This window comes from Arthrobacter sp. FW306-06-A (assembly GCF_021870055.1).
GTDB lineage: Bacteria > Actinomycetota > Actinomycetes > Actinomycetales > Micrococcaceae > Arthrobacter.
The window spans coordinates 1,680,874-1,693,165 of sequence record NZ_CP084552.1 but is presented as its reverse complement, the minus strand read 5'-3'; the positions used below and the strand labels follow the sequence as shown (position 1 = coordinate 1,693,165).

Sequence of the window (12,292 nt, the reverse complement as noted above, 5' to 3'; positions counted from 1 at the left end):
AATTTTTCCCCCAATATCCAGCACGGAACCGGCAGTTACCGGCTAGAACAGGACTGTAGCGAAGGTCCCCACCTGGCGGAAGCCCACACGCTCATAGGTGGACCTGGCCCTGGTGTTGAAGCCGTTGACGTAGAGGCTGGTCATCGGGGCAATCTGCTGGGCTTTTTCCACCACTGCCGCCATGTACGCCGCACTGAGCCCCTGGCCGCGGAAAGCCGGATTCATCCATACCCCTTGGACTTGGGTGACGTCGTCCGTGACTGCACCCAACTCGGCTTTGAACACCACCTCGCGGGCTTCGTTGAGGTGGACCAGGGAGTGCCCCTGCCTGATGAGGCCTTCCACCCGCCGGCTGTAGAACTCCCTGCCGCCCAAATAGGGCGAGTAGCCTACTTCTTCCTCGAACATGGCGGCGCATGCGGGAAGGATGCGGTCGAAGTCCGCCAGGTCCCCGTGCACCAGGCCCGGGTGGGGCCGTACCCGGGGTGCTCCGTCGATGACCATCAGGGGCTGGTCGGCCCGGACCTCGTGGGCCTGGTGCCCCAGTTCCGTGAGTTCGGCATTAAGTGCCAGCACGGCCTCGGCCGGACCGAAAGCCGAGGCGTACCTGCGCCCGGAACTGTTGGCTGCCTCCGCTACCAGGGGGGCCAGTGCGGGATCGAGCTGGACCGGAACCAAATTGGCCCCGGCCCAGCATGCGCCCGTCAGGATGCCGCCGTCGAAAACGCCGATGACGCCGGCCCCGCCGCTGGTGGGTGCCGCCGTCCCGGTGCCGCGCAGATGGGCCAGGATGAACACATTGGCCACCGGGTCCTGCTGGGCCAGCGCCGTCAGTGCGGGGGTGTCCTGGCCGTCGAGCGTACGGACAGAAAGCCCTGCCGGGTCGGGAGCGTCCCTACGAGACGCTAACCACGGGGCTACCCTTGACAGCATCTTCGCCATCGGCCTCCCCCATCTCTTCCGCGATACGCATAGCCTCTTCGATCAGTGTCTCAACAATTGCGCTCTCGGGAACAGTCTTGATGACCTCGCCCTTAACGAAGATCTGGCCCTTGCCGTTGCCTGATGCAACACCAAGGTCCGCTTCACGCGCCTCGCCCGGGCCGTTCACGACGCAGCCCATGACCGCCACGCGCAGCGGAATTTCCATTCCCTCGAGGCCGGCGGTGACCTGTTCTGCCAGAGTGTACACGTCGACCTGGGCACGGCCACATGACGGGCACGACACGATTTCCAGCTTGCGGGGCCGCAGGTTCAGCGACTGGAGGATCTGGTTGCCGACCTTGATCTCCTCCACCGGCGGCGCGGACAGGGACACGCGGATGGTGTCACCGATCCCCCGCGACAGGAGCGCGCCGAACGCGGTGGCGGACTTGATGGTCCCCTGGAAGGCGGGGCCGGCTTCGGTGACGCCCAAATGCAGGGGCCAGTCACCCTTTTCCGCGAGCATCTCGTAGGCGGCCACCATCACCACGGGGTCGTTGTGCTTGACGGAAATCTTGAAGTCGTGGAAACCGTGCTCCTCGAACAGTGAGGCTTCCCAGACCGCCGACTCGACCAGTGCCTCCGGAGTGGCCTTGCCGTACTTCTTCAGGATTCCCGGTTCCAGGGAGCCTGCGTTCACGCCGATGCGGATGGAGGTACCGTGGTCCTTCGCCGCGGCGGCGATCTCCTTGACCTGGTCGTCGAACTTACGGATGTTTCCCGGGTTCACGCGCACCGCAGCGCAGCCGGCTTCAATGGCTGCGAAGACGTACTTGGGCTGGAAGTGGATGTCCGCGATGACGGGGATCTGGGACTTCCGGGCGATGATGGGCAGCGCTTCGGCGTCATCGGCGGACGGGCAGGCGACGCGGACGATGTCGCAGCCGGACGCAGTCAGTTCAGCGATCTGCTGCAGGGTGGCGTTGATGTCCGTGGTGGGCGTGGTGGTCATGGACTGCACGCTGATGGGGTAGTCAGACCCTACGCCTACCGAGCCGACTTTAATCTGGCGCGTCTTGCGGCGGGGCGCGAGGACGGGCGGTGGTGCTGACGGCATTCCCAGGCTGACCGAGGTCACGTGGACTCCTTGAGTTGAAAGGGTAAAAAGGCGGCTACGCGGAAATCCCGGCCAGCATGCCGGTTACCGGTGACCATTCCGTGATGCGCGTTCCGGCGATCACACCGGCTCCGGCGAACGGGTCCTGCTTGAGGATCGAGTTGAGGGCGGCTTCATCCAAGGCCTTGAAGATCAGCAGGGCACCGGCACCGTCACCGTACGGGCCGCTGGCTACGATGACGCCGTCCTGTGCCAGGTTCGCGGTCCATTCCCGGTGCGCGGGCCGGACCTCGTTGCGGGTTTCAGTGGAGCTGGCGGCATAAACGTACTCAACGGCAAAAACTGTCATACCGCTACCCTATCGCCATGGCTGGCTTGGTACCGTACGCGTCCGGCCGGCAGGGCGAAGCGACCCGGCGCGCAAAGACCGTCCGGGGCCGGCCGTGGTGTTAGTGCAGCAATAGAACTAGTGCAGGAAGATGACTTTGACCGCGGCAGCGGTTCCGGCCGCCCAGAGCATCGACGTGAGCGTCCCGATGATGAAGCGCTCGGCTGCCACCGGCGTTTCCTTCAGCTCGGCGAACCTGCCCAGGCCCTTGATGGCAACGATGTAGGCGATGGCCACGGGCTGCCCGGTAAGGATGGCGAGGCAGACGCCCAGCCGCTCCAGTACGCCAATGATGGCGCCCCCGCGCAGGATGCGCTGGGTGGGGGGCGCGGGCCCGGCAGGCGCGTCCGACGGCGGGTGGACAGGCGGGGCGGTCAGCTCATCGTCCACAGCCTGGCCGGCTGCGCCGCCTGCTGTTCCAAGGGCAGCCCCCGGGGCGTCGGCAGGGGTGTCGTCCACGGCAACGTCGCCCGCAGGATCCTGTTCGGCCTTGCGGGCTGCATCCGCCGCCTTCGCAGCGTCCGCGCGGTCGTCGATGGTCCGCGCGAGCTTGAACACCAACGCCGTCACCGGCCAGCCGGCGAAGCCGGCCACTACCAGGGCCACTGCCACCCAAAGTGCGGTCACCTGTCTCCTTCGTTGGGGTCGTCTGCATCACGGTCGTCTTTGAGGGGGCCGTTAATCTGCGAGTCCGCGAAACCCAGAAGCATCGCCGCAGCTGGCCTGGCTGCCCATTCTTCCTGCCACCCGGACCGAAGCACGGTACGGCTCACCGATTGTTCCGAGATGCCGAGTTCAAGCGCCACCTGCTTCTGGCTTCCGTGGCGGCCCGGTCCCGGGCTGCGCGCACCCAGGCGGCTTCCATCCAGGCGGCCTTCATCCAGGCGGCGCAGGGCATCCACCACCCGCCACTGGGCCTCCGTGCGGTCCTGGACAAGCCGGCCGAGCAGCCGGAGCACCGCCTCCGCATTTGCGCATGCCTGGCTCCCCTCCCCGGCGGGGACACCGCCGGTCTTCGCCATGATGCCCGGCACCACCGACAACGGCACCTGCGGCCCGGCGGCCTTGGCCAGCTCAACTGCCTTGCGGGCGGCGACAAACGCAGTCCCGGTTCCTTCGCGGGGGCTGGCGCCTGGAGCCAGGGAGACAGTTCCGACGCCGATCCCCACGTACCAGCGACCGAAGCGGAGTGCATGGAGGGCAATCTCCACGACGACGGAAGGGTCGGGCACTACCCCCTGGACTTCATCACCCACGGTACGTTCGAAGACCGGCTGCTCCGTTCCGGACGGTTGCAGCGCGGCAATCCGGGCGAGAAGGTCCGGGACGAGGTCCTGGCCGCCGGTACTTCCCCGCTGGTCGATGGTCATGACGAACATTTCTCAACCATAGATGGCTGATGCCAGTGAATCAATCATATTTGGCTGATATTTGAGAATCAGTCGATATCGGCTGCGAGAAGGAGGGCGCAGTACCAACGCGGCCCGCCCGTGCGGCTCCACAGACGCTGCGGCTCCACAGAGGCGGCGGCCTAACCGAAGAGATTGACCGGTTTGACGATGTCCGCGTAGATAAGCAGGACGCTCATACCCATGAGCAGCGCCGCCACAACGTAGGTAACCGGCAGCAGCTTGGCGATGTCGAACGCTCCCGGGTCCGGCCGGCCGCGCAGCTTTGCCACCTTGCGCCGCACGCCCTCATAGAGCGCCCCGGCAACGTGGCCGCCGTCGAGCGGCAGGAGCGGGACCAGGTTGAACACCGCCAGTGCGAAGTTCAGGCCTGCCAGCAGGCCAACGAGGGTTGCCACCCGGGATTGCAGCGGCACCGCTTCCATGGCGGCTACTTCACCTGCAACCCTGCCTACGCCCACAACGCTGATGGGTCCGTTCGGATCGCGGGGCTCCTCGCTGAAGGCGGCTTTGGCCACGCCCACCACTCGGGCCGGAAGGTTCAAGACCACGCCGGCCACCTGGCGGATGTTCTCCCCCGCCATGGGCAGGACGGACGACGCCGGCTGGGGCACCAGCGCCGTTTGCGCACCGATGCCAAGGAAACCGACGTCCTGGTACTGGAGGTTGCCGGCGGCGTCGGTGGCCTGCCGCCCGTCGCTTCCCATCACCGGCCGGGCCGAAAGGACCGGCGTCACGGTGGTGGACACTGGGTTGCCATCCCGCTGCACGGTAATGGCCACTTCCCTGCCCGCGGAAGCGCGGATCCATTCCGTCAGCTGGTCCCAGCTGGTCACGGCCTTGCCATCGAAGGAAGTGACGGTGTCATTGGGCTTGAGCCCGGCAGCCGCGGCCGGCGTGAGCTGGCAGTCAGCGGAATTCGGGTCAACGGTTTGCCCGGCCGCCACCTGGCATTTGGACACGTCCGAGATGGTGGTGGTGGCTGTGGCAACACCGAAGCCCATGAGCAGCACAGCCGTGAACAGCAGCCCAAGGATCATGTTCATGGCCGGGCCGCCCAGCATCACGATGATTTTTTTCCAGACCGGCAACCGGTAGAAAACGCGGTTTTCGTCACCGGGCCCAACTTCCTCGTGTGCCTGCGAGCGGGCCTCGGTGGCAAGTGTCTGGAACATGCCGGTGCTGGATGGCCGGACCGAGCCGTCCTCCTTGTTGGGCGGGTACATGCCGATCATGGAGACGTAGCCACCCAGCGGGACTGCCTTGACGCCGTATTCGGTTTCGCCCTTTCGGCGCGACCACAGCGTGGGTCCGAAGCCGATCATGTACTTGGTGACGCGCACCTTGAAAAGCTTGGCGGGGACCAGGTGCCCCACTTCGTGGAGCGCAATGGACACGGCGATGCCCACCGCCACGAAGACGACGCCGAGGATGAAAAGTAAAACAGGGGTCATGGAGGTGCTGCTGCTTCCTAGAGACTGCTGACTGCTAAACGTTCGTGGGCCCGGGCACGTGCCCAGCTTTCAGCATCCAGCACTGACTCCACCGTCAGCCCGGAAGAGCCTGAGTGTTCGCTGAGCACGGCCTCGATGGTGTCCACGATGTCGGTAAAGCGGATCCTGCCGGCATGGAATGCGGTGACGGCTTCCTCGTTGGCCGCATTGAACACGGCGGGGAACGTGCTGCCCTGCTTGGCCGCTTCCTTGGCAAGGCCGACGGCGGGGAAAGCTTCAGTGTCCAGCGGTTCAAAGGTCCAGGTGGCGGCCCGGGTCCAGTCGCACGCGCTGGTGGCCTTGGGTACGCGGGACGGCCAACCAAGTCCCAGCGCGATGGGCAGCCGCATGTCCGGCGGGGAGGCCTGGGCGATGGTGGAGCCGTCAATGAACTGCACCATGGAGTGCACCACGGACTGAGGATGGACCACCACGTCGATCCGGTCCAGCGGGATATCGAACAGCAGGTGCGCCTCGATGACTTCCAGGCCCTTGTTCACCAGCGTGGCCGAATTGGTGGTGACCATGACGCCCATGTCCCAGGTGGGGTGGGCCAGGGCCTGCTGGGGCGTCACACTGTGGAGTTCCTCCCGGTTCCTGCCGCGGAATGGGCCGCCGGAAGCGGTCAGGATCAGTTTGTCCACCTCGTCGGCAGTGCCGGAGCGCAGGCACTGGGCAATGGCGGAGTGTTCCGAGTCCACCGGAACAATCTGGCCTTCCGCGGCCGCGGCCTTGACCAGGCTGCCGCCCACGATCAGCGACTCCTTGTTGGCCAGGGCCAGGGTGGCGCCGGACTTGAGGGCCGCGAGCGTGGGGGCCAGGCCGATGGAACCGGTGATGCCGTTAAGCACCACGTCCGCCTGGACTGCCGCGACCTGCGCGGAGGCGTCCGGACCGGCCACGATCTGGGGCCGGTAGCCGGGACGGCCTGCCGCAGCGGCAGCTTCACGGATAAGTGCTTCCAGCCGGGCCGGGTCTCCCCCGGCAATTCCCACGGCTGCGGCACCGGTGTGGACGGCCTGCCGGGCCAGGAGTTCCAGGTTGCCGCCCCCGGCGCTCAGTGCCACCACCTCGAACAGGTGGGGGGCGCCGTCGACGACGTCAATCGCCTGGGTGCCGATGGAACCGGTGGATCCGAGGAGGACGATTCTGCGTGGCTGCATTGGTTAAGTATCCCGCACCCTTCGGGCCCGCCCGCGCCCCGGCCCGCGCCGCTGACCTGCTGCTGCGCCTTGACCCCGGGGTTGCCGGGCGTAACGTGGACTGCGTGGACTGGCTCTCGTGGTTTGATGCGCCGGAGTACGAATTCGCCCGGCAGGTGCTGCAACGGGGTGTGGCGGCACTGTACTTCGTGGCGTTCCTGTCCACGCTGAACCAGTTTCCCGCCCTGCTTGGCGAGCGCGGGCTGCTGCCGGTGCCGGAGTTCCTGGCCGCGTTTACCCGGATGCGCCGGTTCACACTGTTCCGCTGGCGGTACTCGGACGGCCTGCTGCGTGGTGTCTGCGCCGCCGGCCTGGTGGTGTCGGCGCTGCTCGTGGCCGGAATTCCGCAGATGGGGCCGCCCTGGGTCCCGCTGATCGCCTTTCTGGCCCTGTGGCTGCTGTACATGTCCATCGTGAACGTGGGCCAGACGTTTTACGGATTCGGCTGGGAGATGCTGCTCCTGGAGGCGGGCTTCACCGTTGCCTTCCTCGGTTCCAACCAAACCGAGCCGCCGAGGACCATCCTGATCCTCATCGTGTGGCTGGTGTTCCGGCTGGAGTTCGGTGCGGGAATGATCAAGATCCGCGGCGGCCGCGAGTGGCGTGACCTGACGGCGCTGTACTACCACCATGAAACCCAGCCCATGCCCGGGCCGCTCAGCAGGCAGGCGCACCTGTTACCCAAGCCGCTGCACCGCATCGAGGTAGTGGGCAACCACATCGCCCAGCTGGTGGTGCCGTTCCTGCTCTTTGCGCCCCAGCCCGTGGCCAGTGTGGCGGCCGCCGTCGTGGTGGTCACCCAGCTGTGGCTGGTGGCCAGTGGCAACTTCGCCTGGCTGAACTGGATGGCGATCGTGCTCGCGTTCGCCGCGGTAAGCGACCCCGTGGCGCACGCAGTGATACCGGCCATCCCGGCGGACTGGGAGGCGGCCACCGGAATGCAGCGGGAGACCCCGCCCTGGTGGCTGGCCATCACACTGGCCGCCTCCCTCCTGCTGCTGGTCCTGAGCTACTGGCCGCTGCGGAACCTCTTCTCCCGCCGGCAGCTGATGAATGCAAGCTTCAACCGGTGGCAGCTGGTCAACGCCTACGGTGCGTTCGGCACCGTGACCAAGCAGCGCATCGAGATCGTGGTGGAGGGAACGCTGGATGAGGACCCCGGCGACAGCTCCGACTGGCGTGAGTACGGGTTCAAGGGCAAGCCCGGCGATGTCCGCAGGATCCCCCGGCAGTGGGCCCCGTACCACCTGCGGCTCGACTGGCTGATGTGGTTCCTGCCGCTGCGCAGCGTGCACGAGGAATGGTTTTACGCCTTCCTGGCGAAGCTGCTGGCGGCGGACCGGCAGATGCTGCGGCTGCTGCGGCGTGACCCGTTCGACGGCGCCGCGCCCCGGTGGGTGCGCGTGCGCAGCTTCCATTACCGTTTCGCCAGCCGGAAGGAGTTCCGCGAGACGGGGAACCGCTGGGTGCGGACCCTCCTGTACGAACCCATCCCGCCTACGTCCCTGCGCCGTTCCCAGGGACAGCAACGGTAGCTGGACCCGGCCAGACCTTCAGTGCTGGCTAAATTTTCAGTCCTGGGCTAAACCTTCTGGGCAGCCCGCCGGATGATCTCCTGGGCATGCTTGAGGATGGGGCCGTCGATCATTTTTCCCTCGTAGCGGAACACTCCGGACCCTGCTGACTCTGCCGCAGCCAGGAGTGCCTGGGCCGCGGCCACTTCGTCATCGGTAGGCGCGTAGGCCTTGCGGACCACCGCGGCCTGGCTCGGGTGGATGCACGCCTTGGAACTGAACCCTGACGCCACCGCGTCGGCTGCCTCCACCGCAAGCCCATCAAGGTCGGGAATGTTGGTATAGACGGCATCCACGGCTTCCTTGCCGAACGCCCTGGCCGCCACAAGCACTGACGAGCGGGCGTGCAGCGCAACAGCCCGGTAGCCGCCGTCGTCCGTCCTGCTGGAGGTCCCGCCAAGCGTGGCCAGCAAATCCTCCGCCCCCCACATCAGGCCCACCACGTTCGGGGCGGCGGCGATGGCCGGGGCGTTCAGCACGCCAAGGGCCGTTTCACACAGTGCGATCACCTGGTACCCCTCAAGGGCCTTGAGCTGTTCGGCGGATTCGGCCTTGGCCAGCATCACGGTGCGGTACGGCGTGTGGGCAAGGCAGTGCAGGTCCTTTTCAAAGTCCTCCGTTCCCACGGGGTTGACCCTGACGATGGTGCAGCTGGGTTCCAGTTCCGGCTCCACCCCGGTGGTTCCCAATTGGGCCAGGATCGCGCCGCGGGCGCGCTGCTTGTCCGCCGGCGCCACTGCGTCCTCAAGGTCAAGGATCACGGCGTCCGCCCGGGCCGCGGCCTTTTGGTAGCGCTCCGGCCGGTCGGCGGGGCAGAACAGCAGGGCGGGGCCCATCACGAAAGTCATAAGGCTATTCTCCGATGCTTTGAACGTTCCGTGCGTCCTGGTGAGCATCCCGCGTCCACATCAGGCAGCTGCGCGTGGCCCGGGCCACCACGGTTCCGTCCTGGTTGCGGCCAGTGTGTTCCATGGTCACGATCCCCTGGCCGGGGCGCGAGGCCGAAAGTCGCCTGCCGGCGATGACCGTCTCCGTGTAGAGCGTGTCGCCGTGATAGAGCGGGTGCGGGAAGGACACGTCGGTAAGGCCCAGCTGGGCGATGATGGTCCCCTGGGTCAGTTGCGTGACGGACTGGCCCACCATGGTGGCAAGGGTGAACATGGAGTTCATCAGCCGCTGGCCGAAGGGCTGCCCGGCGCTCCAGGCCGCGTCCAGGTGGAGGGCCTGCGTGTTCATGGTGAGCGTGGTGAACAGGACGTTGTCGGCTTCGGTCACGGTGCGCCCCGGCCGGTGGGCATACACCACGCCTTCCTCCAGTTCGTCGAAGTACAGCCCGCGCTGCTCAACGACCCGCCTGCCTCGGTCAACGGCTGCGGTGGTTGGGCTGTCCGAGTTGCTGCCCGCAGGGCTGTTGCCGGTCATACGGTCAGTTCCCTGTCTTCCTCGAACAGGTCGGTTCCAGTGGCGGCCACCACGTCTTCGACGGAGACGTTGGGAGCAAGCTCGCGCAGGACCAGCCGGGAGGCGCCGCCATCCTTGACGACGTCGATGACGGCCAGGTCCGTGATGATCCGGTCCACGCAGCCCTTGCCTGTCAGCGGCAGCGAGCATTGCCGGACGATTTTGGGGTTTCCGTTGCGGTCAACGTGCTCCATCATCACGATCACCCGTTTGGCCCCGAACACCAGGTCCATGGCCCCGCCCATGCCCTTGACCATCTTTCCCGGGATCATCCAGTTGGCCAGGTCTCCGTTCTCGGCCACCTCCATGGCGCCCAGCACGGCCAGGTCCACGTGGCCGCCGCGGATCATGCCGAAGGAGGTTGCCGAGTCAAAGAACGCCGCTCCCCTGTTGACGGTCACGGTTTCCTTGCCGGCATTGATCAGGTCCGGGTCCAGGGCGTCTTCAGCGGGATAGGGTCCGACGCCGAGGATTCCGTTCTCGGAGTGCAGCACCACTTCCACCCCGTCAGGGATGTAGTTGGGTATCAGGGTGGGCATGCCGATCCCCAGGTTCACGTACTGGCCGTTGCGCAGTTCCCTGGCCACCCGCGCGGCCAGTTCGTTGCGGTTCCAGCCTTTGGTGTCTGCCGGCGACGTGGAGTCACCAGGGCCGGCGTGCTGCTGGGACCCTGCACGCCGGTACTCGGGGCGTACGGCTTCCGGGCGCGGAGCCTCGGGGCTGTTGGGATCCATGCTCATGCTCCTGCCTTGCTGAGGGCGACCGTCCGCTTTTCGATCCGTTTCTCACCATTCGGGACATGGACCACGCGCTGGACGAAGATGCCTGGGGTGTGGATATGTTCGGGGTCCAGTTCGCCAGGCTCCACCAGTTCCTCCACCTCGGCGATGGTGATCTTTCCGGCCATGGCACACAGCGGGTTGAAGTTCATGGCCGTGGCGTGGAAGACCAGGTTGCCGTGGCGGTCGCCCTTCCACGCGTGCACCAGCCCGAAATCCGGGGTGAGGGACTCTTCCAGGACGTAGTCGACGCCGCCGAACGGGCGCACTTCCTTGGGGGCCGAGGCAACCGCGATGCCTCCGTTGGCGTCGTACTTCTGCGGCAGGCCGCCGTCGGACACCTGGGTGCCTACCCCCGCCTTGGTGTAGAAGGCCGGGATGCCCGCGCCGCCGGCACGCAGTTTCTCGGCCAGCGTGCCCTGCGGGGTGAGCACTACCTCGAGCTCGCCGGCCAGGTACTGGCGGGCGAACTCCTTGTTCTCGCCCACGTAGGAGCTGATGGTGCGGCGGATACGCCCGTCCCGGAGCAGGATGCCCAGTCCCCAGTCGTCGACGCCGCAGTTGTTGCTGACGGTTTCCAGGTCCGTTGTCCCGGCCCGGTGCAGGGCATCGATCAGGGCCACCGGGATCCCGCAGAGGCCGAACCCGCCCACGGCCAGGGAAGCGCCGTCGGGGATGTCCCCCACGGCTTCATCAGCACTGGCAACAACCTTGTCAATCATCCTTGATCCTTTCAGGCCGGCTTGCGTGCCCTGTGCAGGCGCAGGGCTAAAGTCCCAGTTCGCGGGCGATCAGCATCAGCTGGACCTCCGTGGTCCCCTCCCCCACTTCAAGGATCTTGGAGTCGCGGTAGTGGCGTGCCACAGTGAACTCGTTGATGAAGCCATAGCCGCCGAATACCTGGGTGGCATCCCGCGCGTTGTCCATGGCTGCCTCGCCTGCGACCATCTTAGCGATGGCCGCCTGGGTCTTGAACGGCTTGCCTGCCAGCATCCGGGCGGCCGCGTCGTAGTAGGCCAGCCGGGCGGTGTGGGCCCGTGCCTCCATGCGCGCGATCTTGAAGGAGATGGCCTGGTACTTGCCGATTTCGTGGCCAAAAGCCCGGCGCTCGCGGGCATACCGGACCGACAGGTCCACGCAGCCCTGGGCCGCGCCGGTTGCCAATGCTGCGATGGCGATCCGGCCCTCGTCCAGGATGGACAGGAAGTTGGCGTAACCGCGCCCCTCTTCGCCAAGCAGGTTTTCTTCCGGCACCCGGACGTCCTTCAGGGTCAGCGGGTGGGTATCGGAGGCGTTCCAACCCACCTTGTTGTAGGGTTTCTCCGCCTTGAAGCCGGGGGTGTCCGTTGGCACCAGGATGGTGGAGATTTCCTTTTTGATGCTGCCGTCTTCGCGTTCCTGCTGGCCGGTGACGGCCGTGACGGTGACCAGCCGGGTGATGTCGGTTCCGGAGTTGGTGATGAACTCCTTGTTGCCGTTGATCACCCAGTGTGTTTTGTCTCCGACGGCCTCGCGCCTCGCGTGGGTCTTGGTGCCGCCGGCGTCGGACCCTGCCTCCGGCTCGGTGAGCCCGAACCCGGCGAGCGCCTGGCCGGACGCAAGCATGGGCAGCCACTCCTGTTTCTGTGCTTCCGTGCCGAAGCGGTACACGGGCATGGCGCCCAGGGACACCCCGGCCTCCAGGGTGATGGCCACTGACTGGTCCACGCGGCCCAGCTGTTCCAGCGCAAGCGCCAGGGCGAAGTAGTCCCCGCCCATGCCGCCGTATTCCTCCGGGAACGGCAGCCCGAACAGGCCCATCTCCGCCATCTGCTTCACCACTTCGTAGGGGAAGCTGTGCTCTTCGTCGTGCTTTGCGGAAACCGGGGCCACCACGTTGTCCGCGAAGTCGCGCACGGTGTCGCTGAGGTCCTGGTATTCCTCGGTGAGTTCAAAACCGCTCATG

At 66.3% G+C, this 12,292-nt stretch carries 13 protein-coding genes; 1 reads left to right on the top strand and 12 read right to left on the bottom strand.

Going from position 1 to position 12,292, the window contains the following annotated elements; genetic code table 11:
• Positions 1-42: 42 nt before the first annotated feature.
• From LFT49_RS07750 to dxr, 7 genes are all read right to left on the bottom strand, one after another.
• On the bottom strand, positions 43-933 hold the full coding sequence (locus LFT49_RS07750) for a GNAT family N-acetyltransferase (protein WP_236822009.1): 891 nt from the start codon (positions 931-933) through the stop codon (positions 43-45).
• Positions 896-2,062, bottom strand: a complete 1,167-nt coding sequence (gene ispG, locus LFT49_RS07745) for a flavodoxin-dependent (E)-4-hydroxy-3-methylbut-2-enyl-diphosphate synthase (RefSeq protein ID WP_142134593.1) — start codon at positions 2,060-2,062, stop codon at positions 896-898. The genes LFT49_RS07750 and ispG overlap by 38 nt, the downstream gene beginning before the upstream one ends.
• A 34-nt stretch (positions 2,063-2,096) precedes the next feature.
• A complete protein-coding gene (locus tag LFT49_RS07740) occupies positions 2,097-2,390 on the bottom strand; it encodes a YciI family protein (RefSeq protein WP_236821720.1) in 294 nt (97 codons plus the stop codon).
• A gap of 117 nt (positions 2,391-2,507) precedes the next feature.
• Positions 2,508-3,056 carry a hypothetical protein gene (locus tag LFT49_RS07735; RefSeq protein WP_237430204.1) on the bottom strand — a complete coding sequence of 183 codons (549 nt, stop codon included), beginning with the start codon at positions 3,054-3,056 and terminating at the stop codon, positions 2,508-2,510.
• A complete protein-coding gene (locus LFT49_RS07730) occupies positions 3,053-3,808 on the bottom strand; it encodes a MarR family transcriptional regulator (RefSeq protein WP_236801893.1) in 756 nt (251 codons plus the stop codon). Before LFT49_RS07730 ends, LFT49_RS07735 begins: the two co-directional genes overlap by 4 nt.
• Before the next feature lie 152 nt (positions 3,809-3,960).
• Positions 3,961-5,292 (bottom strand): M50 family metallopeptidase, encoded by a 1,332-nt coding sequence (locus tag LFT49_RS07725; protein ID WP_236821718.1) that lies wholly within the window; start codon positions 5,290-5,292, stop codon positions 3,961-3,963.
• A 17-nt stretch (positions 5,293-5,309) separates the two neighbouring features.
• Entirely contained in the window at positions 5,310-6,494 is a 1,185-nt protein-coding gene (gene dxr, locus LFT49_RS07720) for a 1-deoxy-D-xylulose-5-phosphate reductoisomerase (protein ID WP_237430203.1), read from the bottom strand.
• A 104-nt stretch (positions 6,495-6,598) separates the two neighbouring features.
• On the opposite strand from dxr, the gene LFT49_RS07715 reads away from it, so the two are divergent.
• On the top strand, positions 6,599-8,068 hold the full coding sequence (locus LFT49_RS07715; RefSeq protein WP_236822008.1) for a lipase maturation factor family protein: 1,470 nt from the start codon (positions 6,599-6,601) through the stop codon (positions 8,066-8,068).
• A gap of 47 nt (positions 8,069-8,115) precedes the next feature.
• Here LFT49_RS07715 and LFT49_RS07710 read toward each other — a convergent pair whose 3' ends face one another.
• From LFT49_RS07710 to LFT49_RS07690, 5 genes are read right to left on the bottom strand one after another with little or no spacing between them, the layout of a single operon-like run.
• Positions 8,116-8,955, bottom strand: coding sequence for an HpcH/HpaI aldolase/citrate lyase family protein (locus tag LFT49_RS07710; protein ID WP_237430202.1), 840 nt, complete (start codon positions 8,953-8,955; stop codon positions 8,116-8,118).
• Between the two features lie 4 nt (positions 8,956-8,959).
• Entirely contained in the window at positions 8,960-9,529 is a 570-nt protein-coding gene (locus LFT49_RS07705) for a MaoC family dehydratase (RefSeq protein WP_237430201.1), read from the bottom strand.
• Positions 9,526-10,308: a CoA transferase subunit B gene (locus LFT49_RS07700; RefSeq protein WP_373462204.1), complete on the bottom strand. Its 783-nt coding sequence runs from the start codon at positions 10,306-10,308 to the stop codon at positions 9,526-9,528. The genes LFT49_RS07705 and LFT49_RS07700 overlap by 4 nt, the downstream gene beginning before the upstream one ends.
• Complete coding sequence (locus LFT49_RS07695; protein WP_236821714.1) at positions 10,305-11,069, bottom strand: CoA transferase subunit A; 765 nt, start codon at positions 11,067-11,069, stop codon at positions 10,305-10,307. The genes LFT49_RS07700 and LFT49_RS07695 overlap by 4 nt, the downstream gene beginning before the upstream one ends.
• 46 nt (positions 11,070-11,115) lie before the next feature.
• A complete protein-coding gene (locus LFT49_RS07690; protein ID WP_236821713.1) occupies positions 11,116-12,291 on the bottom strand; it encodes an acyl-CoA dehydrogenase family protein in 1,176 nt (391 codons plus the stop codon).
• Between the last annotated feature and the right edge of the window lies 1 nt (position 12,292).